The sequence below is a fragment of the Planktosalinus lacus genome (assembly GCF_014640155.1).
GTDB classification, from domain to species: Bacteria; Bacteroidota; Bacteroidia; order Flavobacteriales; family Flavobacteriaceae; genus Planktosalinus; species Planktosalinus lacus.
Genome location: NZ_BMGK01000003.1, coordinates 1 through 24,605, shown reverse-complemented (window position 1 = coordinate 24,605; position 24,605 = coordinate 1). Strand labels below are relative to the sequence as shown.

Annotated in this window: 26 protein-coding genes and 2 tRNA genes; 22 read left to right on the top strand and 6 right to left on the bottom strand. The window is 37.3% G+C overall.

Annotation, left to right across the window (positions count from 1 at the left end; genetic code table 11):
* The first annotated feature begins 195 nt into the window (after window positions 1–195).
* A complete protein-coding gene (locus IEV69_RS03865; RefSeq protein ID WP_188439663.1) occupies window positions 196–651 on the top strand; it encodes an XrtF-associated fRMsr-like GAF protein in 456 nt (151 codons plus the stop codon).
* Between the two features lie 90 nt (window positions 652–741).
* Here IEV69_RS03865 and IEV69_RS03860 read toward each other — a convergent pair whose 3' ends face one another.
* A complete protein-coding gene (locus IEV69_RS03860) occupies window positions 742–1,995 on the bottom strand; it encodes an ABC transporter permease (protein WP_188439662.1) in 1,254 nt (417 codons plus the stop codon).
* A 347-nt stretch (window positions 1,996–2,342) separates the two neighbouring features.
* Between IEV69_RS03860 and purH the strand changes: the two genes are divergently transcribed.
* The 6 genes from purH to rodA all read left to right on the top strand — a co-directional run bounded on the left by purH (window position 2,343) and on the right by rodA (window position 9,509).
* On the top strand, window positions 2,343–3,875 hold the full coding sequence (gene purH, locus IEV69_RS03855) for a bifunctional phosphoribosylaminoimidazolecarboxamide formyltransferase/IMP cyclohydrolase (RefSeq protein ID WP_188439660.1): 1,533 nt from the start codon (window positions 2,343–2,345) through the stop codon (window positions 3,873–3,875).
* Between the two features lie 67 nt (window positions 3,876–3,942).
* A complete protein-coding gene (locus IEV69_RS03850) occupies window positions 3,943–4,971 on the top strand; it encodes a rod shape-determining protein (protein WP_188439658.1) in 1,029 nt (342 codons plus the stop codon).
* 140 nt (window positions 4,972–5,111) lie between these two features.
* A complete protein-coding gene (mreC, locus tag IEV69_RS03845; protein WP_229741310.1) occupies window positions 5,112–5,888 on the top strand; it encodes a rod shape-determining protein MreC in 777 nt (258 codons plus the stop codon).
* Complete coding sequence (locus IEV69_RS03840; RefSeq protein ID WP_188439655.1) at window positions 5,881–6,387, top strand: rod shape-determining protein MreD; 507 nt, start codon at window positions 5,881–5,883, stop codon at window positions 6,385–6,387. Before mreC ends, IEV69_RS03840 begins: the two co-directional genes overlap by 8 nt.
* The gene (gene mrdA, locus IEV69_RS03835) at window positions 6,384–8,252 is read left to right on the top strand and encodes a penicillin-binding protein 2 (RefSeq protein ID WP_188439653.1); all 1,869 of its coding nucleotides are present in this window, start codon (window positions 6,384–6,386) and stop codon (window positions 8,250–8,252) included. Before IEV69_RS03840 ends, mrdA begins: the two co-directional genes overlap by 4 nt.
* The gene (rodA, locus tag IEV69_RS03830; RefSeq protein ID WP_188439651.1) at window positions 8,253–9,509 is read left to right on the top strand and encodes a rod shape-determining protein RodA; all 1,257 of its coding nucleotides are present in this window, start codon (window positions 8,253–8,255) and stop codon (window positions 9,507–9,509) included.
* 26 nt (window positions 9,510–9,535) lie between these two features.
* Here the strand turns inward: rodA and galE are convergent, their stop codons facing one another.
* Both galE and IEV69_RS03820 read right to left on the bottom strand, forming a co-directional pair.
* Window positions 9,536–10,564 (bottom strand): UDP-glucose 4-epimerase GalE, encoded by a 1,029-nt coding sequence (gene galE, locus IEV69_RS03825; protein WP_188439649.1) that lies wholly within the window; start codon window positions 10,562–10,564, stop codon window positions 9,536–9,538.
* Between the two features lie 102 nt (window positions 10,565–10,666).
* Window positions 10,667–11,833: a DegT/DnrJ/EryC1/StrS family aminotransferase gene (locus IEV69_RS03820; protein ID WP_188439647.1), complete on the bottom strand. Its 1,167-nt coding sequence runs from the start codon at window positions 11,831–11,833 to the stop codon at window positions 10,667–10,669.
* Between the two features lie 99 nt (window positions 11,834–11,932).
* On the opposite strand from IEV69_RS03820, the gene IEV69_RS03815 reads away from it, so the two are divergent.
* Together IEV69_RS03815 and IEV69_RS03810 are read left to right on the top strand one after the other, a co-directional pair.
* On the top strand, window positions 11,933–13,162 hold the full coding sequence (locus IEV69_RS03815) for a 3-deoxy-D-manno-octulosonic acid transferase (RefSeq protein WP_188439645.1): 1,230 nt from the start codon (window positions 11,933–11,935) through the stop codon (window positions 13,160–13,162).
* 77 nt (window positions 13,163–13,239) lie between these two features.
* Window positions 13,240–13,461: a hypothetical protein gene (locus tag IEV69_RS03810; protein ID WP_308420129.1), complete on the top strand. Its 222-nt coding sequence runs from the start codon at window positions 13,240–13,242 to the stop codon at window positions 13,459–13,461.
* Window positions 13,462–13,496: 35 nt separating this feature from the next.
* Here IEV69_RS03810 and IEV69_RS03805 read toward each other — a convergent pair whose 3' ends face one another.
* A complete protein-coding gene (locus IEV69_RS03805; RefSeq protein ID WP_188439643.1) occupies window positions 13,497–14,261 on the bottom strand; it encodes a LexA family transcriptional regulator in 765 nt (254 codons plus the stop codon).
* Between the two features lie 154 nt (window positions 14,262–14,415).
* On the opposite strand from IEV69_RS03805, the gene IEV69_RS03800 reads away from it, so the two are divergent.
* The 13 genes from IEV69_RS03800 (at window position 14,416) to IEV69_RS13995 (ending at window position 24,106) form a co-directional block, all read left to right on the top strand.
* The gene (locus IEV69_RS03800) at window positions 14,416–14,700 is read left to right on the top strand and encodes a hypothetical protein (RefSeq protein WP_188439641.1); all 285 of its coding nucleotides are present in this window, start codon (window positions 14,416–14,418) and stop codon (window positions 14,698–14,700) included.
* A gap of 161 nt (window positions 14,701–14,861) precedes the next feature.
* Window positions 14,862–14,984, top strand: a complete 123-nt coding sequence (locus tag IEV69_RS13945) for a hypothetical protein (protein WP_262891961.1) — start codon at window positions 14,862–14,864, stop codon at window positions 14,982–14,984.
* Window positions 14,962–15,450, top strand: a complete 489-nt coding sequence (locus IEV69_RS03795) for a hypothetical protein (RefSeq protein WP_188439639.1) — start codon at window positions 14,962–14,964, stop codon at window positions 15,448–15,450. The genes IEV69_RS13945 and IEV69_RS03795 overlap by 23 nt, the downstream gene beginning before the upstream one ends.
* 263 nt (window positions 15,451–15,713) lie before the next feature.
* A complete protein-coding gene (locus IEV69_RS03790) occupies window positions 15,714–16,457 on the top strand; it encodes a YceI family protein (protein WP_188439637.1) in 744 nt (247 codons plus the stop codon).
* A 327-nt stretch (window positions 16,458–16,784) separates the two neighbouring features.
* Window positions 16,785–18,116: a phage integrase SAM-like domain-containing protein gene (locus IEV69_RS03785; RefSeq protein ID WP_188439635.1), complete on the top strand. Its 1,332-nt coding sequence runs from the start codon at window positions 16,785–16,787 to the stop codon at window positions 18,114–18,116.
* A gap of 11 nt (window positions 18,117–18,127) precedes the next feature.
* A complete protein-coding gene (locus IEV69_RS03780; protein ID WP_188439633.1) occupies window positions 18,128–18,529 on the top strand; it encodes a hypothetical protein in 402 nt (133 codons plus the stop codon).
* A 20-nt stretch (window positions 18,530–18,549) separates the two neighbouring features.
* Window positions 18,550–19,242: a hypothetical protein gene (locus IEV69_RS03775; protein WP_188439631.1), complete on the top strand. Its 693-nt coding sequence runs from the start codon at window positions 18,550–18,552 to the stop codon at window positions 19,240–19,242.
* Window positions 19,243–19,323: 81 nt separating this feature from the next.
* On the top strand, window positions 19,324–19,611 hold the full coding sequence (locus IEV69_RS03770) for a helix-turn-helix domain-containing protein (RefSeq protein ID WP_188439630.1): 288 nt from the start codon (window positions 19,324–19,326) through the stop codon (window positions 19,609–19,611).
* 88 nt (window positions 19,612–19,699) lie between these two features.
* Entirely contained in the window at window positions 19,700–20,374 is a 675-nt protein-coding gene (locus IEV69_RS03765; protein ID WP_188439628.1) for a helix-turn-helix domain-containing protein, read from the top strand.
* A 23-nt stretch (window positions 20,375–20,397) separates the two neighbouring features.
* Window positions 20,398–20,733, top strand: coding sequence for an HNH endonuclease signature motif containing protein (locus tag IEV69_RS03760; protein ID WP_188439626.1), 336 nt, complete (start codon window positions 20,398–20,400; stop codon window positions 20,731–20,733).
* 130 nt (window positions 20,734–20,863) lie between these two features.
* Window positions 20,864–21,373 carry a hypothetical protein gene (locus IEV69_RS03755; RefSeq protein WP_188439624.1) on the top strand — a complete coding sequence of 170 codons (510 nt, stop codon included), beginning with the start codon at window positions 20,864–20,866 and terminating at the stop codon, window positions 21,371–21,373.
* Between the two features lie 22 nt (window positions 21,374–21,395).
* Window positions 21,396–23,777, top strand: coding sequence for a phage tail tape measure protein (locus tag IEV69_RS03750; RefSeq protein ID WP_188439622.1), 2,382 nt, complete (start codon window positions 21,396–21,398; stop codon window positions 23,775–23,777).
* A 38-nt stretch (window positions 23,778–23,815) separates the two neighbouring features.
* Window positions 23,816–24,106, top strand: coding sequence for a helix-turn-helix domain-containing protein (locus tag IEV69_RS13995; protein ID WP_188439620.1), 291 nt, complete (start codon window positions 23,816–23,818; stop codon window positions 24,104–24,106).
* Between the two features lie 228 nt (window positions 24,107–24,334).
* Here the strand turns inward: IEV69_RS13995 and IEV69_RS03740 are convergent.
* Window positions 24,335–24,418 (bottom strand) — tRNA-Leu (locus tag IEV69_RS03740).
* Between the two features lie 38 nt (window positions 24,419–24,456).
* Window positions 24,457–24,529 (bottom strand) — tRNA-Gly (locus IEV69_RS03735).
* Window positions 24,530–24,605: the final 76 nt, after the last annotated feature.

The following is a 24,605-nucleotide window of genomic DNA, read 5'->3' as shown; positions in this document are numbered from 1 at the left end:
AGAAAAATATATGAAACTCTTTAACTTTTATAATCGGCTTGTTTTTTACAAATTAATCTTCTGGATTTCATATCCCTGCAAATAATTTCACTCACAACCTTTTCAGGTGTTGACGTTTTATTTAACAAAAATATAGAAGTGAGGTTGTATTTTCGTTAACTGAAAATAAATACTTTTGCCAAAACATTTTTTATTATGACATTTAACCAATTAAAGCCCGAAGTTTCAAAAATACTAAGTTTTGATAACGCCTCTCCTGATGAAAAACTCACTAACGTTTGTGAGCTTTTGCAGAAAAATATTTCCTATTATGACTGGGTGGGCTTTTATTTTGCCAATGAAGCTGAGAAAACCCTTCATTTAAAAGCTTTTGCCGGGGAGCCTACAGACCACACCGTGATTCCGTTTGGAAAAGGCATTTGCGGTCAGGTCGCTGTTTCCAACAACAACTTTGTGGTGCCTGATGTACAAGCACAGGACAACTACATTGCCTGCAGTATCACTGTCAAATCAGAAATCGTGATACCGTTATTTAAAGATGGCAAAAACATCGGGCAGATAGATATTGACTCCAATACCGCGGATCCTTTTACTGAAGAAGACGAACGCTTTTTGGAATGGGTGAATGAGCAGGTAGCGAAGGTTTTATAGTAATCAGTTGGCAGTTGCAATGGTCAGTTTAAAAAAAAGGGGGTTTCTAAAACCTTACTGATCTCTGCTACTGAGAACTGAACACTAAATTTACATTCCCGTTCTGATGGCATCTACGGGGTTGAGTCTTGATGCTGAAATTGCCGGGATAATTCCTGAAATCAACCCAATAATCCCGGAAACAATAGTACCGATTGCCAGATTTTTGAAAGAAACTACAAATTGAAAATCACCCGTAAACATCGAAGCGAGCACTGAGGCGATCCAAACAAATAACAAGCCTATGAGTCCGCCAATAACAGCCAGTATCACTGCTTCAAATAAAAATTGATACAGTATAAACTTGTTTTTGGCTCCCAGAGATTTTTGGATTCCTATAAGGTTGGTGCGCTCTTTCACAGAGACAAACATGATGTTGGCAATTCCAAACCCACCCACAAGCAGAGAAAACCCACTAATGAGTAATCCCATAAAATTGAGTTGTCCGGTTAAATTGTCAATCATATCTGAAAACCCTTTGAGTTCGTTGATGAAAAAATTCTCGATATCATCAGGTTTTAACCCTCGGGCTGCCCTGATGCGTTGTTTAACCTGAGCGATAAACTCCGCCTGGTCAACATCGCCTTTGGGTTTAATTACAATTTGAGGAAAAGACCCTCTGTTGTTATCACCATAAATGCGTCGCACCACGTTTACCGGAAGATATGCAGCGCCATCTTTTGAATTACCAAACAAACCGGCTCCTTCTTTTTCAATCACGCCAATCACATTGAATTTTCGACCGTACATTCTCACGGTTTTGCCGATGGGTTCAGCTTCACCAAAAAGGCTGTTGGCTATTTCATCGCCCAGCACTAAAACCGGAGCACCGCTTGCAGATTCTGCTTCATTAAAAAAACGTCCTTTTGCTAACTTCAGCGCTTCAATGTCATAATATTCGTGCGTAATCGCGCCAATTTGGACTTTAGAAACTGTTTTGTCTTCATAGCGAATGGCTTCCTGAGGCACATTCATTCCATAGGTGATCGCTTCAGCATCATTGAGGTTTCTGGACAGGTATTGATATTCATCATAACTCACATCCGGAAATTGCTCACGGCGCCAACGCGGAATTGATGTGGGACCAAATGAATAACGCGCCACTACCAGTGTGCTGTTGTCAAGACCGCTAATGGAATCTTCAATTTCCATTTTAAGCGAATCGACTGCCGCTAAGATTGCAATAATTGAAAATATACCAATGGTCACCCCCAGCAACGACAAAAAAGTGCGCAACTTGTTATTTACCAATGCACTGATTGCAAAATTAAAACTTTCTTTTAACAGCCTGAGGTAGATTAGCATAAGGTGCTATTTAAATGATGTTTTTGATTCAACAAGTAGGACGTATTTCGGTTGGAAAAGTTACACTCTTTTTTTAAATAATTAAAAAGTGAGCTTATTCAATCAAATATTGAAAGTTCAGAGGGTAAAGTTTGAACTTTTTCTTTGTAAATACCTACTTTTGCACTTTTAGGGTTTGATATAAAATAATATGAACAGAATTGGCGCAGTTATTTTGTTCTTTATCAAGGCAAAATTTTCAAGCATAGCCATCGCTATGGTTTAAAATTTTAACGCAGGGAAAGGGCAAAAGAACAAGTCAAAATGTATAGGTTATTTCATATCAAACCCATACTAAACACAACACAATGAGCGATTTAAAAAAGGCCCAATCAGCATTAATTTCTGTATTTAGCAAAGAAGGTTTAGCGCCTATAGTTCAAAAGCTACACGAGCTGGGCATCACCTTATATTCTACAGGCGGCACTGAAACATACATCAAAAACCTGGGCATACCCGTTGTGCCCATCGAAGACATCACTTCCTACCCCTCAATTTTGGGTGGCAGAGTAAAAACCTTACATCCCAAAGTATTTGGAGGCATTCTCAACCGGCAACACGTTGCCACGGATGTTTCAGAAATGGAAGCGTATAAAATCCCCCAACTTGACATTGTGCTTGTTGATTTGTACCCGTTTGAAAAAACGGTTGCATCAGGAGCTTCTGAAAGTGATATTATTGAAAAAATTGATATTGGAGGTATTTCACTCATTCGTGCAGCTGCTAAAAATTTCAAAGACACGCTCTGTGTTTCTTCCGTTGATGATTATGAGGCTTTTTTGAGTTTACTCAACGAAAAGCAAGGCGCCACTTCTGTGACTGACCGTAAACATTATGCTGCCAAGGCTTTTCAGGTTTCTTCACATTATGACAGTGCTATTTTCAACTATTTCAACACCACTGAAAACATTCCGGCTCTTAAGTTGAGTTATGGAAATGGGCAGGCATTGCGCTATGGTGAAAATCCGCATCAAAAAGGTTTTTTCTTTGGGGATTTTGATGCTGTTTTTGACAAACTTCACGGCAAGGAATTATCATACAACAACTTGCTGGATGTTGATGCTGCAGTCCAATTGATGGGAGAGTTCAAAGGTGAAAAACCCACCTTTGCCATTTTAAAACACAACAATGCCTGTGGTGTGGCACAGCGGGATAGCATAGCAGAAGCTTATAAAGATGCTTTGGCCGGTGACCCGGTATCAGCCTTCGGAGGAATATTAATCAGCAACACAGCCCTGGACGAAGAAACTGCTGCTGAGATTAACAACTTATTTTGTGAAGTGGTTATTGCCCCTTCATTTTCGCGTGAAGCGGAAGCTGTTTTAAAAGAAAAAAAGAACCGAATTTTACTAGTGCAAAAGGGATTTGAGTTTGGAAATGAGCTGGTGCGAACTTGTTTAAACGGGGTGTTGTTGCAAGAGAAAGATTCCATTACAGATTCGCCTGAATCATTTTCACAGGCTACAGACAATAAACCCACCAACCGAGAGTTAGATGATTTGGTCTTTGCATCTAAAATTTGCAAGCACACCAAATCAAACACCATAGTTCTTGCCAAAAACAAGCAATTGTGTGCATCAGGAACGGGTCAAACCTCACGCGTGGATGCGTTGCGCCAGGCCATTGAAAAAGCAAGGAACTTTGAGTTTGACTTAAAGGGAGCTGTAATGGCGAGCGATGCCTTTTTTCCGTTTCCAGATTGTGTTGAAATTGCAGATCAAGCAGGAATCACTTCAGTAATCCAGCCGGGAGGATCTATTAAAGACACTTTGAGTATTGATTATTGTAATTTGCATAAAATGTCGATGGTATTTACAGGAACCCGACATTTTAAACATTAATTTTTTTACATTTGTTTCATGCATCACAAACAGCGCCACTAATTTATAATTCTTATACTCACGCACTATGGGATTTTTTGACTTCTTAACCGAGGAAATTGCCATTGACCTTGGAACAGCAAACACACTGATTATTCACAATGACAAAGTTGTGGTAGACAGTCCGTCGATCGTTGCCCGAGACCGCATTACCGGAAAAATCATCGCTGTGGGAAAGGAAGCCGCAATGATGCAGGGAAAAACCCATGAAAACATTAAAACAATTCGCCCTCTTAAAGACGGTGTAATTGCCGATTTTGATGCCAGTGAAAAGATGATTAATATGTTTATCAAGGACATTCCGGCATTAAAGAAAAAATGGTTTACCCCTTCGTTGCGCATGGTGATTTGTATTCCCAGTGGAATTACCGAAGTTGAAATGCGTGCTGTTAAGGAAAGTGCAGAGCGTGTAAATGGCAAAGAAGTTTACTTAATTCACGAACCTATGGCCGCCGCAATTGGTATTGGGATTGACATTATGCAACCCAAAGGAAATATGGTGGTTGACATAGGTGGGGGAACTACTGAAATTGCTGTTATTGCACTTGGCGGAATTGTCTGTGACAAATCAGTAAAAATAGCCGGTGATGTCTTTACCAATGATATCGTTTATTTTATGCGCACACAGCACAACCTTTATGTGGGTGAGCGCACAGCTGAAAAAATCAAAATACAGATTGGTGCAGCCACTGAAGACCTTGAGAATCCGCCGGAAGAAATGTCAGTTCAAGGGCGCGACTTATTAACTGGGAAACCCAAACAGGTTCAAACTTCTTATCGTGAAATTGCTAAAGCTCTGGATAAATCAATTTTGAGGATAGAAGATGCTGTTATGGAAACGCTGTCACAAACACCTCCTGAACTGGCTGCAGATATTTACAACACCGGTATCTACCTGGCCGGTGGCGGTTCTATGCTAAGAGGCCTTGACAAACGTTTATCACAAAAAACCGATTTGCCCGTTTATATTGCTGAGGATCCCTTGCGTGCGGTAGTAAGAGGCACCGGTATCTGTTTAAAAAACTTAAACCGTTACAGAAGCATTTTGATTAAATAAAGCACACCAAGTGCCCTTTACAGCTTGTTTTAGAATTTTACCGTTGGTTTTTGTTTCCACATAAATCATAACCTACAGGACTTTTTGATATGCAGCAGATTATTAATTTTTTTATAAGGAATAAAAATTTTCTTTTGTTCATGCTGCTCTTTGTCTTGTCTCTAGCTTTGACTATACAATCGCATTCTTATCACCAAAGTAAATTTGTGCATTCGGCTAACTTTATAACCGGAGGCATTTATACCTTAAAAAGCGACGTGACCGGGTATTTTGGTTTACGAGCTGAAAACAGACTGCTTCTGGAAGAAAACAGTCAGTTGAAAAATCAACTGCAGCTTTATGAAGCGAATCAACTTCAACTTACAGAAACGGATAGTTCTATGGCTGGTTTTGAATTTGTGTATCGTCCTGCAGAAGTAATCAATAACAGTTTTTCAAAAGCCAACAACTACCTCACCTTAAAAGGGGGAAGCAACCAAGGCATCAACCCTTCGATGGGGGTAATCACAGCCAATGGAATTGTGGGCATCACAGACCAGGTGAGCCCTAATTATACCACAGTATTATCACTTCTCAATTCAAAATCGAGCATTAGTGTAGCACTGAAAGAAAGTGGTCATTTTGGCTCACTTATCTGGGATGGTGGCAACCCTTCCACAATGCAACTCATTGATATTTCTCGTCAGGCACCAGTTAAGGTAGGCGATACTATTATCACTGACGGCAGGTCGACGATTTTCCCAAAAGACTTATTGGTGGGCACTGTAAGTGATTTTAAATTTGACAACAGCGGTAATTTTTATATCATAGATGTCAACCTCTTCAATGACATGACCCGCACACGGCAGGTGTATGTTATAGAAAATAGAGAAGCACAAGAAATTCAGGAATTAGAATCAAAAAGCCACGATGAATAACCCCATTATTTTACATACTGTGCGCTTTGTTTTACTGGTATTGGCCCAGGTGTTTGTGTTTAACAACATCAATTTGTTTGGCTATATCAACCCTTCGGTCTATTTATTATTTTTGATTTTATTTCCCGTAAAGGTCAATCGTTCTTTATTTTTATTCTTAGGGTTTTTACTGGGTTTGACAATGGATTTTTTTAACAATACAGGAGGTATTCACGCTGCAGCATGTTTATTGGCTGCCTATGCCCGACCGTTACTTTTAAAATATTCTTTTGGTGTAAGTTATGAATACAATACTATTAAAATTGACCAAACCCCCATGGGTGGTCGCTTAAGTTATATTACCTCAATTGTGGTTATTCATCATTTATTGCTTTATTTCCTGGAGGTTTTTAATTTAAGGCACACGCTTTTTATTTTAAAGTCCACATTCCTTTCCAGTATTTTTACAATACTGATGGTTCTGGTCATTATGATACTATTCAGTAAAAAACAACGATGAGAAAGCTACTAATATACATATTGGTAATTGTGACGGGTGTTGTATTTTCTGCCCGTTTATTGTATTTACAAGTGTTTGACAGCAGTTTAAAGATCAGGTCTGAGCTGAATGCAGTTTCTAAAGTATACAATTTCCCGCAACGGGGGTTTATTTATGACCGCAACGGTGATCTTCTGGTTTCAAATCAACCTTCTTATGATGTCATGGTAATTCCAAATGATGTCAAACAACTTGACACATTGGCTTTTTGTAATCTATTAAGCATCAGTAAAGAAGAACTGGACAACCGACTTCAACGTGCACGGGTTTATTCACCTCGTCTACCATCTGTTGTCTTGCCTCAGTTAACAAAAGAGGAATATGCTCATTTACAAGAAAGCATGTACCGTTTTCCGGGGTTTTACATCCAAAAACGATCGCTGCGTGATTATCAGGTATCACATTCTGCTAATGTACTGGGATTTATTGCAGAGGCCAATCAACGCATTATAGCTCAAAACCCTTATTATCAAATGGGTGATTTGATTGGGATTCAAGGTGTTGAAAAGCAATATGAAGAAGTATTGAGAGGACAAAAAGGGGTGAGTTATATACAAAAAGACCGATTTAACCGGGCATTGGGGCCCTATAAAGATGGGATGTATGACACACTTCCGGTGCATGGAAAAGACATTTGGCTTACTATTGACACAGAATTACAGGCTTATGGTGAATTGTTAATGGAAAATAAACGCGGTGGAATTGTTGCCATCGAACCTAAAACAGGTGAAATTCTGGCTTTGATTACTGCACCAAGTTATGACCCGGCTTTACTGGTGGGTAGACAACGCTCTAAAAACTATACTGAACTTTATTATGACAGTATTGCCAAACCCCTTTATGACCGTGGCCTGCTGGCTGAGTATCCGCCGGGATCCACCTTTAAAATGCTGACCGGGCTTATTGCATTGCAGGAAGGTATTGTGGATGAAGAAGACTCTTTTTACTGTAATCGAGGTTTTAGTTATGGCCGAGGTGCATTTATGGGTTGTCACGTTCATGACAATCCGGTGAATTTACATCTGGCTGTTTATGAATCCTGTAATACTTATTTTGGAAGTGTTTACCGTAGAATTATTGACAAATATGATACACCTCAAGAAGGTGTTGCTATGTGGGGAAAACATGTACGCAGTTTCGGACTTGGTAATTTTTTAGGAAATGATTTGCCTATTGGACGACCCGGTAAAGTACCCACAGCTGACTATTACAATAAAATATACAACTATCCTCAACGAAAATGGTTTAGCTCTGCTGTAATATCTAATGCCATAGGACAGGGTGAAGTAATAACAACACCCATACAACTTGCAACAATGACAGCAGCCATTGCCAACAGGGGATATTATTACACACCCCATGTATTAAAAGCGGTTGAAGGCAATTTTTCAAAAGACAGTATTTATACCACACCCAACATCACCAGTATTGACCCAAAATATTTTGAACCAGTCATAGAGGGTATGTTTGATGTTTACAATAAAGGAACTGCAAAATACCTTCAAGTTCCCGGTATTGAAATCTGTGGTAAAACCGGAACAGCAGAAAACTTTACACGAATTGAGGGCAAACGGGTGCAATTGACAGACCATTCAATTTTTGTTGCATTTGCGCCAAAGGATGATCCAAAAATTGCCATTGCTGTTTTTGTTGAAAATGGTTATTGGGGCGGAAGATATGCCGGAAGAATTGTCGGACTGATGATAGAAAAATATTTACGTGGAGAAATCACCCGAAAAGATATGGAAAACTGGATTCTATCAAACAGTCTTGAAGAAGAATATGCCAAACCCCTGAGCGGAGAACCTTTTAAAATCAATCAATAAATGCAAGGAACAACAGGTATAGGAAAATTTGATTGGACAACCATCTTGCTGTATTTTGCTTTGGTGGTTATTGGTTGGTTTAATATCTATTCGGCTTCACTTCCAGAAACAGCCACTGTGTTTTTTGATTTTCAAAACATTCACAGCAAACAACTGGTATGGATTGGCTTAAGTGTGGTGTTGATCTTATTTATATTGGGAGTAGATTCAAAGTTTTATGAACGCTTTTCAAGTGTTATTTATATACTTGCAATAGTATCATTAGTGGGACTGTTTGTTTTTGGCAGCACCATTGCCGGTCAAAGGGCTTGGTATGCTTTTGGTGGGATGAGCTTACAACCGGCTGAGTTTGTAAAAGCTGCCACTGCATTGGCAATGGCTAAATATCTAAGCGATATGCAGACCAACATCAAAGAGTTTAAAGACCAATTAAAGGCTTTTTTGATACTGTTGATACCCATTGTTTTAATTTTAATGCAACCCGACCCCGGAAGTGCATTGATTTATTTTGCTTTTATTTTTCCGATGTATAGAGAGGGAATGCACGGGGCCTATTTACTGCTTGGGTTTTTTGCAGCATTTTTGTTTGTACTCACCCTGGCATTTGATCCACCACTGGTGATTGCTGCTGTGATTTTAATTGTTTTTACCCTTTTTCTAAAAAACCGTAAAAGGCGCCCTTCAGTATTGAAATATGTGTTAATTAGTTTGGCTTGTATTGGTTTTTCGCTGTCTGTGGATTTTGTTTTTGATAAAGTGTTTAAACAACATCACCGCGATCGTTTTAATATTGTTTTAGGAAAAGAAATAGATATTAAAGGTGTGGGTTACAATACCAATCAGAGTGAAATTGCAATTGGAAGCGGAGGCTGGTTTGGAAAGGGCTGGACACAGGGCACACAAACCAAAGGTAATTTTGTGCCCGAGCAACACACAGATTATATATTTAGTACCGTTGGAGAAGAATGGGGTTTTGCGGGCAGTTTTTTAGTGGTTTTGCTGTTTGTCTTTTTAATCATCAGACTGCTTTACCTTGCAGAAAAACAACATTCTACATTTAACAGGGTGTATGGCTATAGTGTAGCAGCCATCTTGTTTGTTCATTTTTTTGTAAACATTAGTATGGTGATTGGTTTGTTCCCCACTGTGGGAATTCCTTTGCCATTTTTGAGTTATGGTGGATCTGCTCTTTGGGGATTTACCGTGTTGATTTTTATTTTCTTGAGACTTGACAGCCAAAAGCATATTCACGGTTAAATTTATTAAAGAAGGTTAAATAAATTTTAGTTTTCTTTCTTATTGGCTCTTACCTTCTGTTCCCACTGCCAGGCTGAGCGCAAGGCTTCTTCCAAATCGCGTTGAGCTTCCCATCCCAAATCAGAATTGGCTTTGGAAGTATCAGCATAAACGGCTATGACATCTCCGGGACGACGGTCAACCACTTTATAGTTAAGGGGCTTTTTACTTACTTTTTCAAATGCCTGTATTACTTCCAACACTGAGGAACCTTTACCCGTTCCCACGTTGAATACTTCAAAGGCCACCTGGTTTTTCTTTTCCAACAGGCGTTGCAGGGCAACTACATGGGCTTCGGCCAAATCCATCACATGAATGTAATCGCGTATACAAGTGCCATCAGGTGTGGAATAGTCATTACCAAAAACAGAAAGTTGATCTCTTAATCCAATAGCTGTTTGTGTAATAAACGGTACTAAATTTTGAGGAACACCCAGGGGCAACTCTCCTATTTCAGCAGATTCATGTGCTCCAATGGGGTTAAAATATCGCAAGGCAATAGCTTTTATATCTGATACCTGTGTTGTATCAAATATAATTTCCTCACTGATTTGCTTGGTGTTACCATAAGGGGAAGTGGCTTTCTTCACCGGGGCATCTTCGGTTATTGGCAAGCTGTCTGGCTCACCATAAACGGTACAGGACGAACTAAAAATAAAATTGTGAATGTCATACTTGGTACACTCCTGCAGCAAATAAACTAGTGTACTTAGATTGTTTTCATAATATAACAAGGGCTTTTCCACACTTTCACCTACTGCTTTGGAGGCTGCAAAATGAATGATTCCATCTATGTCCCTATGGGTTTTAAAATAGTGGTGTACTTCTTCTTTATCCCGTAAGTCAAGATATTTGAATTGAGGAGTAACCCCTGTAATCGTTGCAATACCCTCCAACACATCAATCGATGAATTGGACATGTTATCAACAATCAACACTTCAAAACCTGCTTGTTGCAAAGCAACGGCCGTGTGTGACCCAATATATCCCAAACCTCCAGTAACTAATATTTTCATATTTATAACCTCGAGTATGCCGAAGTGTCGTTCTTTAATTGTTTAAACTTTATTATAGCTAAAATTTATGAGACTAATATTCACGAAACTTAAGTTTTTCTATTACCTTAAAAATTCTAAAATCTTATTTGTAATAAACTCAATCTGATCATCTTCCAGTTCTGTGTGCATTGGCAGAGCTATAACCTCCTTTACCAACTGATTGGTCACCGGGAAATCGGCTTCGTTATAGCGGCTGTCCTTATAGGCCTTTTGACTGTGCAGTGGTATAGGATAATAGATGCCGTGTGGAACTCCCATTTCTTGTAAATGCTTTGCAAGTGCATCCCGTTTTCCATTGGTGATTTTCAAGGTATATTGGTGAAACACATGACAGTCACACGTATCACAAATACCATTGGTTTTGTTACAGTCTACGTTTGTTACCGTAACCGGGGTTACAATGGCCGGATGGTCTTTCAAAGCTGCAGTATATTTTCTTGCGGCTTCCTGACGGGCTTTGTTGTAAGCATTCAGTTTGGGTAATTTAGCTCTCAACACTGCTGCCTGAATAGAATCCAGACGAGAATTTACACCCACTACATCGTGGTAGTAACGCTCATACATACCGTGGTTAACTATTCCGCGAAGGGTATGTGCCATGTCATCATCATTGGTGAAAATTGCGCCCCCATCTCCATAACAACCTAAATTTTTAGAAGGGAAAAATGAAGTAGCACCCACGTGACCAATTGTTCCGGCTTTCTTTTTACTGCCATTTGCAAAAGTATAATTTGCTCCAATGGCTTGTGCATTGTCTTCAATCACATAAAGATTGTGTTTTTCGGCCACTGCCATGATTGCGTCCATATTAGCACATTGTCCAAATAAATGTACAGGAACAATGGCCTTAGTTTTAGGTGTAATGGCCTTTTCAATAGCTTCGATATCGATGTTGAACGTGTCGGGGTACACATCCACCAGTACCGGTGTTAATTGCAATAAGGCAATCACCTCTACAGTTGCTGCAAATGTAAAATCGGCAGTAATCACTTCATCACCGGGTTGTAACCCTAACCCCATCATTGCTATTTGCAAGGCATCTGTTCCGTTGGCACATGGAATCACATGCTTCACTCCCAGATAGTCTTCCAATTCTTTCTGAAAGTTATGTACCTCAGGACCATTGACAAATGCAGTATTTTCAAGTACTTCAGATATGGATTGATTCACCTGTTCTTTGATGTCTTGATATTGACCTTTGAGGTCAACCATTTGAATTTTCTTCATAAATTGTAAATAAAGGTAGGACAACAAAAATAGGAAATTTCACAGCGAGAAACAATGTAATTCTATAAAGTAGCGTATTTTAGCATTTGAATTTAACTTATGCAGTTTTTGTATTCCACATTGACGACATTTTTTGAAGCCATTTTGCCAGTAAGCACTTTGTTTTCAGGTAAAATGAAACACTTTGTAGAAGGAAGAAAAAACGTATTTCAAACTCTGGAAGCAACACTTTCAGAGACTGATAAAACCATTTGGTTTCACTGTGCTTCTTTAGGAGAATATGAACAAGGGCTTCCTGTAATGGAAGCAGTAAAAAAAGACTATCCCAATCATACATTGCTGGTGACTTTTTTTTCGCCCTCAGGCTACGAGAATAAAAAGAGTACCTCCATTGGTGATGTAACTGTGTATCTACCTTTAGATACAAAAGCCAATGTTATAAAGTTCCTCAACCTGGTTAAACCTGAAATGGTCCTGTTTGTAAAATATGAATTCTGGCCCAACTATTTAATGGAGTTACAAAACCGAAATATACCTACTTATCTAATTTCTGCTCTATTCCGTAAAAAACAAGTCTTTTTTAAACCCTATGGCTTCTGGATGCGAAAAGTGTTAGGTACTTTTACTCATATATTTGTTCAAGATCAAAAATCAAAACAACTTCTAGAATCTATTTCCATTTCACAAGTTACTGTAAGTGGTGACACACGATATGACCGTGTTTCCAAACAAATTGAAGAAAATAATACTCTTGATTTTTTAGAGCAATTTAAAAACAATGCACTTTGTGTTGTTGCAGGAAGTACCTGGCCTGAAGACGAAGCAGTTTTGGAAGATGCCATCAACACTTTTGAGCATGTCAAATTTGTAATTGCCCCACATAACCTGAAAGAAGAACAAATTGAAGCGTTTGAAAAAAAATTGCAACAAAAAAGCCTTAGGTTTTCAAACATGGAAGGTAAAAACCTTTCAGAATATAAAGTTTTTATCCTTGACACTATTGGCCATTTAAAAAAAGCTTACAGCTATGCCGATATCGCTTATGTGGGTGGTGGTATGGGAACTACCGGACTGCATAATATCCTGGAAGCTGCCACCTTTGGTGTGCCTGTGATTATTGGAAAAAATCATGACAACTTCCCTGAAGCCAGAGCTATGCAAAGCCGTGCAGGACTCTTCTCTGTAGCAAACAAAGAGGAGCTACAAGCAATTTTAAATAAACTCATATTCAACAAAGGCTTTCGCGAAAAAACAGGTATGATTTGCGGGCATTTTGTTCAAAATAATACCGGGGCAACAAAAATTATTGTTCAAAACATTAGTTTATAAGAAAGCCAATTGATACTGAAAACTTTCTTTATCGGTATTTTAGTAATACCTTGCACACATAAACACTTAATCTAAAAATGATGAAAAAATTAATTTTAATGATTGCTGTACTGTTTTCAGCAAGTATCGTTTTTGTTTCATGTCGTGAAACAAAAACCGAAACCAAAGAAGTAACAAAAGAAGTTAGGGTTGAAACAAACGAATCAAAAGGTGCTATTGAACGCGCCGGCGAAAAAGTTGATAGCGAAGTGAATGAAGAAATCGATAAAGCTATTGATAAAATAGGTGACGATAATTAATTAAACATGGATAAACTAATGCATTAAAACATGCATTAGTTTATTTTTTTTAACTGACTTTTCAATTCACTCATAGATTCTCTCAATTCTTTTAACAAACTACTTTCTTCGGGTTCATCTACTCCAAATGTGAGTTTGCTATTTACCAGCCACAATTCCTGAACATCTCTATAATCAATTTCGACAGGCAAATAGCCATCGTTGAATGAAATTAGCTTCACTTTTCTTTTGTAGGGTTGATATTGTAATTTCTTTACCAAAACAGAGTCATGTAATACAATTACATAAACGCGCTCATTAATGATTTCTTCGAAAGAAGCTATGGCTTTCCCAATTACCCAGTCACCCGGTTTGATTGAGGGTAACATACTGTCTCCTTCCACTTGAAAACCCCTGTAAGTCGCATTTCTAAACTGTGGCAAAGGCAAGTCAAAAGCAGGTAGCCGTTCATACCATTGTGGATCTTGTAAATTGTGAGGATAGCCTGCCGCAGCCTTTTCATTCACCATAAGTATATTATCAGTATCTTGAGAATTGAGTGTAATCACTTTTGGATGAATGGATGGATTTCTGTTTTCTAGATACTTTTCTTTAGTTTCACCATACAACCACAACGGATTAATTTGAAAATGCTTCATTAAGCCCAATACCACTTGTCCTGAAATTTTTGTTTTTCCTCTTTCAATGTCTGCTGTGGTTGAAGGAATATGAAGTAACTTGGCAAATTTTTGCTGGGTATAGCGAAACTCCTCTCTGATTTGCTTAAAGCGAATGGCTTCAATAGATAATTTAGTGTCCATAGTTTATATAAAAAGAGCTTAAACATACAAAATAATTTGGAATATATCCATATATAAATGGAGATTTATTATTTAAAAATTCTAAGTCCATTTGTTAAAATTTTCAAAATTTATAATAACTTTGTGTATTAATAACCATTAAAACTTTTAAAAAATGAAAAAAATATTTCTAAGTATTTTTGTACTTCTTTTCACTTTAGCAATTACTTCCTGCAGAGACACTGAAAAGAAAACTGAAGACTCCATGGAAGATGCGGTTGAATCTGTGGAAGAAGCTGCAGAAGACACTGAAGAAGCCCTTGAAGATGCTGCTGAAGAAGCAGGAGAAGCAATGGATGATGCTGCAGATTCTGTAGAAGATGCTATTGACGATTCAAGTGAAGAAGTAGAAAAAGCTGCTCAAAGCGCTAAAGAATCAATGAAGGAAGCCGCTCAATAACCAAAGGCTACCTTTTTAGAATGAAACTCCCTAAATGGGAGTTTTTTTATGCCTAATTTTAACATTGTTGATAACATGTTGACATTTTTTGACATATAATATCGTTCAAATGCGTTTTTTATCGTTTATTGGCGTTTAATTCTAACTTAAAAATTACTCTCATGAAAAAATTAATGTTTATTTTAGGCATTCTTGCTATAGCTGCAAGTTGCACCCCCGAATCTATTGGAACAGATGAACAAAACCTTGACAAAGCGAAATATGAAATACCGCCAAACGGATAGGAATAAAGAATTACTAAAAGGTGGCGTAATTTCAATTATTTTGATTTCTACGCCCTTTTTATTTTATATCTATAAGTATGCTCCTGCCGATCAAACAAGTTGGGATACATTTATTGGTACATTAGAAGCAGGCGCTTTTAGCAATGTGCAAAATTATATGCACGCATTATTTACAAAAATCACTTTTGTGATTTTAACCGGCTTATGGTTTTTAACCTCCAACAAATGGTGGCGTTATGCCATTTTAGTTCCTTTTACAATGTTTCTTTTTCAACTTTCCGGTGTGATTAGCTATAAGGTAATGTATATGGACGAATATGATTTTTGGGATGCACTACCTTTTATTTTGCCAATTATTTTCTTTTTAGCTTTTATTTCACATAGATTAAGCAGAAGAAAAACAAGCTCTACTTTAGATGAAGAGGCCAATGAAGAAATTAAAAAAATGTTTAGCGACGAGATATAAACTCCAGCTTTTTATTGCTATGTTTTTTTGGCTTTAGGAATTGACCTTTTTTTATTCTTCTCTTTAAAAAACGGAAGTAAGAGTACCTTTGAACGAACTAATTCCAACTACCATTTTTATCTAATAGTTTCTGCTACCCTAGATACCTCTAATAAAGACAACGGTTAAACATAAGATAAAGTTTTGAAATATAATTATATAAGGCTTATATTATCAAACATCCGTAGAATTTCCAACGGATTAATCTATAAACCTCCTCATTTATGACCCTTTTAAATCGCATAATAATCGCTCTTATCTCTATTGGTCTGTTGGCAGTAGGCTTTTTTGCCTTTGGGGAAAACGGCATTTTGAAGAGTTCCCAGACTAAGATAACCAAAACTTCTCACAAAAAAGTTAAAGGTTTGAATAAAAATGCGACCTCAGCACTGGAAGATTCCACTTTTACTATCAGCCAGAAGAACAGTGAACTGATCGTACGTCTTTATAAGGACGGGATTGCCTCTGCATTTGCCCACGACCATGTGGTGCGTGCCGGTGATGTTTCCGGTAAGGTGGTCTTTAAAAAAGAACGTCCGGAGCTTTTTGAAATGCTGATTAAAGTTCCTTCAGAGTCGCTTGTCGCAGACAGCGAAAAAGACCGGGAAAAATATAACCTCAGCAGCCTTCAGGAAGATGAACGTAAGGAAATTAATAAAACGATGAAAGGCAGCGAACAATTGCACGTGGAAAAGTATCCGATGATCCGGTTCAGCAGTAACAAACTGGAAAAAAAAGGTACTGATAATTATACCCTCACCGGAGATTTCACGCTTCACGGAATCACCAACAAAATTGCATTACCCGTTACTATTACCACTGAAAAAAATGCAGTGAATATTAATGGTGAATTCAGGTTCCTGCAAAGTGATTATGGCATTGAGCCTTATAGTACCGGCTGGGGAGCTGTAAAAAATAAAGATGAGGTGTTACTGTTGTTTGATCTTTATGCTACTAAAAATAAATAGATTTTATTTCTAAATTTAATAAGTATCGGTAAAATGTTTGAAAATAGTTTCAAACTCTTATGATTAAAACCAAAAAAACCTGTTGATCAGAAGGTCAACAGGTTTTAAAGTACTCGAGGCGGGACTTGAACCCAAATAATTAAGAACGTTTCTCAAAAGCCTTAAAAACACCCTCAAACACCTTTATTTATAATGCTTAACAAAGAAACAATGTTTTGCTTATAATTAGAATAAGTTATAATTTATTAGCATAAATAATAAAAATGTGGGGACTATGTGGGGACAACTTTTTTTTTTGCTTATATTTGATTGTTCAAAATTAGTAATATGGCAACGATCAGGTTTTTCACAAAAAGAAATAACAACCCCAGTACAATTTATCTAAGATTTAAGGCTGGGCGTAAATACGACTTCACAAAATCGACTTCACTATTAATTGACCCTAAGTATTGGAATAATAACAAAGGATCAGTTAAACAAATTGCAGAATTTAACGACAAGCAAAAACTGCAGAATGATTTAAATAGCCTTAAAACTAAAATTTTAAATGGCTTTAATGGAGTGTATGAGGCCGGGGGAATAATTAACCCGGAATGGCTTCAAAGTATAATCCAGGGCCATTTTAACCAAAATGACAATAAAGACTTTAATTTATTTGTGGACTATGCAGAATATTTTAAAGACAACCTCAACAATAAAGTATTAAGAAATGGCCGTACCGGAGTTAAGGAAAACACCCTTAAACGATACGTTACCATTATTAATAAAATTAAAGAGTTTGAAGCTCAAACAAAAAAGAGATTAAGACTTATTGATATCGATTTAAAGTTTTACAAAGACTTCAAAGACTTTTTAGTAAATAACCAAAAATTAAACCTCAACACCACCGGCCGGTATATTGTTTATATTAAAACAATTTGTTTAGATGCAAAGGAATACGGCCTTAAAATCAGTCAGGATATAGAAAAAAAGGAGTTTAGAGAAACCAAAGAAGAAACCACGTTTGTAACGTTTACAGAAAACGAAATAAACAAAATATTTGAACACGATTTTTCCAATACACCATATTTAGAAAATGCAAGGGACTGGCTAATTATTGGCATTTGGACTGGTGCACGTGTGAGTGATCTACTAAGCTTCACAAATGAAAATATTGAAAATGGTTTTATAGAATACACCTCAGTAAAAACTGATCAGAAAATAATTATTCCCTTACATCACCAGGTACAAGAAACTTTGGAAAAAAATAACGGCCAATTCCCCCGGAAAATCACCTCACAAAAGTTTAATGATTATATAAAAGCTGTTTGTAGTGAGGTAAAAATAAATACACCGGTAAAAGGGAGTTTGAAAGTAAATGTTACACCAGACAGCAAAACAAAGGTATTTAGGAAACGGCAAGGGGTTTATAAAAAAAGTGAATTAGTGAGTTCGCATATTTGCCGTAGAACATTTGCAACCTTCCATTACGGAAAATTACCTACACCGGTATTAATGGCCATCACTGGACACACTACAGAAAAAATGTTTTTAAAGTATATAGGGAAAACTGCAAAAGACAATGCAGAAACCTTAAACGAATTTTGGAAAGTTCAACAATCCAAAAAAGAGAGAAAACCTCAACTGGACATTATTAAGACCGGCACCAACAACAAATAAAACAAACAACTATGAATGATTTAAAAGCGCCGCTAGGATTTACAAATGCTTACTTTCAATTATTGCCTTACTTCAATACGGAAAATGAAACCTTTGAGTATTTAAACAATTATTGTCTAGTGGCTTTTAGAAGTGTTTTATATAAAAGCTATTATGATTTTAAGGAAAAAAATTTCAATGCCGGGAAATATGAACACCTCTCAGGCGGTGTGCAAAAGCTAGCACGCATTTTAGAAAAAAACAAACCCGTTGAGTCATTAACTCATTTAAATAGCGTTGAGCGGCTTAAAATCATTTTAGGGGAATCTGATGAGGTGTGTTTTATAATCACCGAAAATAATATTTTATCAACTACAGAAATTTATAAACTATTCATTGATAAAATATTTCTCACTTCATTTTCTAAGAATTAACTGGCTTAAATTAGTTCAAAATGAGAAAGGATCACAATTTACCAACAAACCCGGAAATATTAAACCACCTAGAAACAATAAGTGAACACCCGGAAAGGGTAAGGTACTTTGACCGCTTTATTTTAAAAGAAACATTAATTTTTATTGACAAACTAATTGAAAAAAAACTACTTCAAATTAATAACCAACTTTTGGTTTGCAGTGATGAGCATTACCCTAAAGAATATTTAAACGGCAAAGAGTTTGATTTCTGGGCTGAAAATATATATCAATACGGATTTAATTATATTGGTCTTAAAAAGCTAAGAGAGCTAATCTTAAAGGAACTAACCAACCCTTTTGAGGTGAACTCAAAAAACTTTAACGATAAGATTTTTGAAAATTTTGAAAGTGAAACCTTTTTTAAATTTATTGTACAAAAGTGGATGTCAGATAAAAAAAACTCACCTACTAAAATATCATATCTGTTCGCTTTTATGTGGACTAAGAGTGGATTTAAGCCATTCGAAGAAAATTTATTTAAAATTGTCTGCAGTACAAAAAGGGAGTTTGCAGTATATTGGAATAAAAAATATTCTGAAATTATAAATCTAAAGATAAAGGTGGATACTCCAAACCTTAAACACGCCTATAGTATAACAAGTAAACGTTACGAAAGGGAGTTTAAGGGTTTATTAGATGACTTCTTAAAAGAAAATAAAATAGTAGATTAAATAATACTGTTTTACTACTAAAACTATTCTATTCTTATTTACGGTCGGTAATACATTTGTTTAAAATTAAATTTTAGGCAAATGGAACAAGCAACTATTGTAAACGGAACAACGCCCGAAAAATTAACAAGTATGATTTTGGCTGAGGTGAGAAAAGAGTTAAAAGAACTCAAAGAACACTACCAGCCAAAAGAACCGGACGATTTGTTGACCAGGAATGAAACGGCTGAACTGCTTAAAATTAGCCTTGTTTGTTTATGGGATTGGACACGTAAAGGAGTGCTACACCCTTTGAAAATAGGGAACCGCACATACTACAGCCGCAATGAAATTTTAGGGCGGTTACACCAAACAGATAAAGATCAGTAAATAAAAAAGGGAGCCTGGCAGCTCCCTAATTTTGTTCAAAATAGTATAAACGATCAACGTTAAATACGTTGACAAAGATAGTGATAAAATGGCTGAAAATAAAAAATCATACTTTGCTATTATCCCAGCAGACGTTAGATATAATGAAGCTCTTTGTGCAAATGCAAAATTACTGTATGGTGAGATAACAGCATTATGTAATGAAAAAGGTTATTGCTGGGCTAATAATTACTATTTCAGTGAGCTATACAATGTTTCAAAAAGAAGTATTACAGCTTGGATAAGCGAGCTTGAAGCCGCTGAATTTATTAAAATTGAGCTAGACCAGTCATCTGGTAATCAAAGAAAGATTTTTATAAAAGATTATTCTTTAAACTATAGAAAAAAAACTAACAAGGTCAAGAAGAAAACTTCTACACCCTCAAGAAGAAAACTTCTACACCCTCAAGAAGAAAACTTCCAACATAATAATACAGTTAATAATACAATGAATAGAGAGAGTAACGCGCTCGATTTTTTGAAAGTTAATTTTCCTTCACAGTATGAAGCTTTTTTAATGCAAAACCAAAAGGCAATAAAAGACTTTGATAAATTCAAACTTGACTTTAACGATACCGTTGACCAGGAAGAAATTAAATATACCGGTCCCGTGCTTTTTGCACGCTTGCGAAAGTATGCACGCAACTGGCAACAGAACCAGCATAAATACAACAAGCCTGAAGAAAAGGAAGCTATCCCGTTGTATAGAAGAAAAATAAGTTAATAGTAACCTTAATAAAAATAATTATGCCACGGAAACCTGAAAAGATAAAAAGAAGCTGGATACCTGAGAAGAAACCCTTTGATAGACCGGTGAGTTATCAATGGTTTTATAATCAAACAAAATGGCGGAAATTCTCTAAACAATACCGGGAAAAGAATCCTATTTGTGTTCATTGTGAGGATAAAGGAATAGTAACAGCTGTTGACGTTTGTGATCACATTAGAGGACTTGGATTTTTATTAAAGAATAATCTTGATCCTTACTCTGAAGATGAGGTACAAAGCTTGTGTTCAAGGTGTCACAACATAAAAACAGGTGGTGAAAGCGGGAAAACCACACACTTTATAAGAAGGGGGTAAGGGGTAAAATCACTAGCGTTTGCTGATGTCCGTACATCTCTCCTCCTTTTAATTTTTACTCACTGAAAGTTTTTAAGGGGGGGTATAGTTTTAAGTTATTATTTATTGTTTTGTTATAAATTATTTTGATATGCCGAAAGAGGATCAAATACTATTTGAATGCGCCATTAAAAAAAATATTGGTGAATATGTGGAATGTGAAGAAACGCGTGTAAAGTACTTTGAATTTAGCGTTACCGATATACTTACACTAATGAAAGACGATCTTATTATTGATGGTTCTGAAGGCGGTTTAATCACAACCGATTTAAAAACTCAAAATTGTGTATTTGTATTTGAGCCAGTTGAAAACAACCGATACAGATATACCGGCTTTCAGATACCAGGTGCATATATAACAAGCTATCTGTCTTTTAAGGATTTTAAAAGTGAGTATGAGGCCTTTGAAAATGATATTGACAATTTTATAGATTTTAACCCGGAATCATTTACAGTGCCTGAAGACTGTAAAATAATTGAAATACAAAAGCCGCTTTCTATTATTCTTTTAAGCGGATATAGGCAATTTATTTTTTCAAAATCAACGGTGTATAATCATATAAATAGAATTGTAGAAATAGAAAAGCAATTTTATAAATAACTAACCTCTAAAATAAAATGTTATGGCTTCATTTGCAGATATTAGTATAAGATTCAGGGCCGATCTAAAGCAGTTTAGAACGGAAATGGAACACGCCCAATTTCAGGTTAAGAAGTTTGGCAAGAAAATGACTTCAGTGGGTAAGGGGCTTTCTGTTGGTATTACGCTTCCGGTGGTGGCTTTGGGTGCTGCAGCGGTCAAATCTGCTAGTGATGCTGAGGAAACCTCATCAAAATTCAACACTGTTTTTAAGGATATAAGCGCGGCCGCTCAAAACAGCGCGAGTGTTTTACGTGAAAGCTTTGGTTTAAGTAGCCAGGCATCAAAACAATTGCTGGGCGATACCGGTGACCTTTTAACCGGTTTTGGCTTTTCACAAAAAGCCGCCTTGGAGCTTTCTACAGAAGTAAACAAACTAGCCGTTGACCTGGCATCCTTCACAAACTTTAGTGGGGGCGCTGCCGGTGCCAGCGCTGCATTAACAAAAGCATTGCTGGGAGAACGTGAAAGTGTGAAAAGCTTAGGAATTTCTATCCTTGAAGCAGATGTAAAAGCAAAAGTACTGCAAAACACACAAGAAGGCTTAACCTTTGAAACTGAGCGCCAGGCAAAAGCCTTTGCAACGTTACAGCTCGCCCAGGAGCAATCAAAAAATGCTATTGGTGATTATGAACGCACCAGTAAAAGTTTTGCAAACCAGGCGCGGTTATTACGTGCCCGCATTCAAGATGTGAGTGCCCAATTTGGTGAAGTGCTGCTTCCATATTTTTCTGAAGGCATCACTAAAGTTACAGATCTTGTAAAGCGTTTTGGAAACCTTGATCAAAGCACTAAAAAAATAATTGTGGTGGTGGCTGCCTTTGCAGCGGCTTTGGGGCCTGTGTTGATATCAATAGGTTTTCTCGCTACCAATGTCATACCGGGATTGATTTCTGCCTTGACGGCGTTAAAGGTGGCAATGGCCACAAACCCTATTGGGTTGCTTGCTGTGGCGCTGGGCGCTGTAGCCGGGGCAATGATCTTGTTTAGAGAAAATACAGAGAAGGCCGCTAAAGCACAAACCAGCTTAAGGAGTTTAACGGCGCAGGCTTCAAAAAGTATTGCTGAAGAAAAGGCACAACTTGAAAGGTTGTTGTTTGTGGCGCGTGATGAAAAAGTGAGTAAAGAAGAGCGTGTTAAAGCAATTAAAGAGCTTAATAGAATTTCGCCTAAATATTTAGGGTTTCTAAACACTGAAAATATCAATACAGATAAAGCCCGCAAAGCTGTAGAAAAATATACAGCCGCTTTATTAGAGAATGCACGTGCAAAAGCTGCTGAAGAAAAGCTTATTGAAGTGCAACGCAAAATGATTGAAAATGAGTTGGCGCTTTCTTCACGCCGTCAAAAGATAGCAGAAGAAGAACAAAAAAGCACTCAAATAGCTGCGGATAATGCTTCTTCTGCTGCTTTGGCACAAACACAACTGGGTCAGGCAAAACAATTATTGACAGCAGACACTGAAAATCTTAATAAAAAACTTAAAGAAGAAGAACAATTATTGCTGGGCATTATTGCCGGAACTCAAAAGCTGGCAGAAACCACAGTAACACCCACAAATAATGGAGAAGGTGAACGTGGTAATTCACAGCCGGTTTCACAACTAGAACCCTTTGACACCAACGGCATCGCTGCTACAACACAACAACTGCAGGAACAGATAGCAGTTTTTGAAAATATGCGCTCACAGTTTGCTGAAGGCGGCGCTGAGTATGATTATCTCACCCAGCGTATTAATTTTTTAAATGAATCACTAGGAGAATTACAAAATAATGATGCTGGACCATTATTACCTGATACACTTTCAGATACTGAGGCGCTTGAAAGCTTCAATAGAAAGATGGAAGAGACACGCCAGCTGGGTATATCTGTTGGGGAAAGTGTGGCCGGTGCTTTTGAAAACTTTACCGGAAGGTTTGTAGATAGTTTAGGGTTGGCTAAAGATGGTTTTGAAGGTTTTATGGGAAGTTTGATACAAACCGTTTCTAAAATAATATCTGCTCTTTTAGCACAAGCAATTGCACAAGCAATTTCTGGGGCTAATACTTCAGCTGGTTCTACTGGTCCTGGTTATATGTTTACAGCACCCACGTTTATAGCCACGGCAATAGGTGGTATTTTATCCGCTTTTGCAAGCATTCCTAAATTTGCAGACGGCGGAATCGTGAGCGCTCCCACGCTGGGGTTGATAGGTGAATATAGTGGTGCCAGCACAAACCCTGAAGTGATCGCCCCTCTTTCAAAATTAAAATCGATGCTGGGTGATGTTGGTGGTCAAGTATTTATACCTAATACAGTATTACGAGGTGAAGACATTGTAATTAGTTATGAGCGTACAACGACACGTAACAACCGTTTGAGATAATTAATGTATAGCTATTATTAAAGAAAACAACTAAAGTTATGAACGCCCAAAAAAGCTATTTTACTATATTACCGGCGCCAGTTCGGTACAGTGAAAAAATTAAAGCCAGTGAAAAAATCTTTTATAGCGAAATTGCTAGTTTATGCAATGAAAAAGGATATTGCACAACTTCAAATAGTTATTTTGCAGAATTGTACAATGTAAACAAGGCCACAATAAGCCAGTACCTTCACTCCCTTCAAAAAGCGGGTTTTATTATCTGTAAAATTGATAAAGCCAATGGCAATAACCGGAAAATATACCTTTGTGATCTTATAGGACTTAAATAAAAATGACATTGTATTGCTGGCAAGGTTACCGGAAATGATACCCGGAGCCTCAACAATTATTTATAACTCTCTAATCTCTTTTTTAAAAAGTGGTTTAGAGAGTTTCTTTTTTGTCAAATTTTTTTTCCAAAAGCTGAGGTTTTTTAATAATGTGGGGACTATGTGGGGACAACCTTAAATACAAAAACCGCAATCACATACAAATTAAGTGATTACGGTTTATTAAAGTACTCGAGGCGGGACTTGAACCCGCACGGGCAAATGCCCACAGGATTTTAAGTCCGGCGTGTCTACCAATTCCACCACTCGAGCGTGGAAAGAATTCCGCTTGGCAAGCGGAATTCAGGTCGAGCGAAAAACGGGATTCGAACCCGCGACCTCCACCTTGGCAAGGTGGCGCTCTACCAACTGAGCTATTTTCGCATTCATCAATTCCCACGACTTTGTATTTCGAAGCTTTAGCAAAGAAGTAAAGCGGGAATCTCGTCAATCTGTTTTT

Bases quoted from the DNA above. Each gene is read 5' to 3' on its own strand.
- mreC (WP_229741310.1), top strand. From the start codon at position 5,112: ATGCTGCTCTTTGTCTTGTCTCTAGCTTTGACTATACAATCGCATTCT.
- rodA (WP_188439651.1), top strand. From the start codon at position 8,253: ATGCAAGGAACAACAGGTATAGGAAAATTTGATTGGACAACCATCTTG.
- IEV69_RS03820 (WP_188439647.1), bottom strand. From the start codon at position 11,833: ATGAAGAAAATTCAAATGGTTGACCTCAAAGGTCAATATCAAGACATC.
- IEV69_RS03780 (WP_188439633.1), top strand. From the start codon at position 18,128: ATGAATGATTTAAAAGCGCCGCTAGGATTTACAAATGCTTACTTTCAA.
- IEV69_RS03840 (WP_188439655.1), top strand. From the start codon at position 5,881: ATGAATAACCCCATTATTTTACATACTGTGCGCTTTGTTTTACTGGTA.
- IEV69_RS13995 (WP_188439620.1), top strand. From the start codon at position 23,816: ATGAACGCCCAAAAAAGCTATTTTACTATATTACCGGCGCCAGTTCGG.
- mrdA (WP_188439653.1), top strand. From the start codon at position 6,384: ATGAGAAAGCTACTAATATACATATTGGTAATTGTGACGGGTGTTGTA.
- IEV69_RS03755 (WP_188439624.1), top strand. From the start codon at position 20,864: ATGCCGAAAGAGGATCAAATACTATTTGAATGCGCCATTAAAAAAAAT.
- IEV69_RS13945 (WP_262891961.1), top strand. From the start codon at position 14,862: ATGAAAAAATTAATGTTTATTTTAGGCATTCTTGCTATAGCTGCAAGT.
- IEV69_RS03760 (WP_188439626.1), top strand. From the start codon at position 20,398: ATGCCACGGAAACCTGAAAAGATAAAAAGAAGCTGGATACCTGAGAAG.
- IEV69_RS03860 (WP_188439662.1), bottom strand. From the start codon at position 1,995: ATGCTAATCTACCTCAGGCTGTTAAAAGAAAGTTTTAATTTTGCAATC.
- IEV69_RS03750 (WP_188439622.1), top strand. From the start codon at position 21,396: ATGGCTTCATTTGCAGATATTAGTATAAGATTCAGGGCCGATCTAAAG.
- IEV69_RS03770 (WP_188439630.1), top strand. From the start codon at position 19,324: ATGGAACAAGCAACTATTGTAAACGGAACAACGCCCGAAAAATTAACA.
- IEV69_RS03815 (WP_188439645.1), top strand. From the start codon at position 11,933: ATGCAGTTTTTGTATTCCACATTGACGACATTTTTTGAAGCCATTTTG.
- IEV69_RS03805 (WP_188439643.1), bottom strand. From the start codon at position 14,261: ATGGACACTAAATTATCTATTGAAGCCATTCGCTTTAAGCAAATCAGA.
- IEV69_RS03810 (WP_308420129.1), top strand. From the start codon at position 13,240: ATGATGAAAAAATTAATTTTAATGATTGCTGTACTGTTTTCAGCAAGT.
- IEV69_RS03850 (WP_188439658.1), top strand. From the start codon at position 3,943: ATGGGATTTTTTGACTTCTTAACCGAGGAAATTGCCATTGACCTTGGA.
- IEV69_RS03865 (WP_188439663.1), top strand. From the start codon at position 196: ATGACATTTAACCAATTAAAGCCCGAAGTTTCAAAAATACTAAGTTTT.
- IEV69_RS03790 (WP_188439637.1), top strand. From the start codon at position 15,714: ATGACCCTTTTAAATCGCATAATAATCGCTCTTATCTCTATTGGTCTG.
- IEV69_RS03775 (WP_188439631.1), top strand. From the start codon at position 18,550: ATGAGAAAGGATCACAATTTACCAACAAACCCGGAAATATTAAACCAC.
- IEV69_RS03765 (WP_188439628.1), top strand. From the start codon at position 19,700: ATGGCTGAAAATAAAAAATCATACTTTGCTATTATCCCAGCAGACGTT.
- galE (WP_188439649.1), bottom strand. From the start codon at position 10,564: ATGAAAATATTAGTTACTGGAGGTTTGGGATATATTGGGTCACACACG.
- IEV69_RS03795 (WP_188439639.1), top strand. From the start codon at position 14,962: ATGAAATACCGCCAAACGGATAGGAATAAAGAATTACTAAAAGGTGGC.
- IEV69_RS03800 (WP_188439641.1), top strand. From the start codon at position 14,416: ATGAAAAAAATATTTCTAAGTATTTTTGTACTTCTTTTCACTTTAGCA.
- purH (WP_188439660.1), top strand. From the start codon at position 2,343: ATGAGCGATTTAAAAAAGGCCCAATCAGCATTAATTTCTGTATTTAGC.
- IEV69_RS03785 (WP_188439635.1), top strand. From the start codon at position 16,785: ATGGCAACGATCAGGTTTTTCACAAAAAGAAATAACAACCCCAGTACA.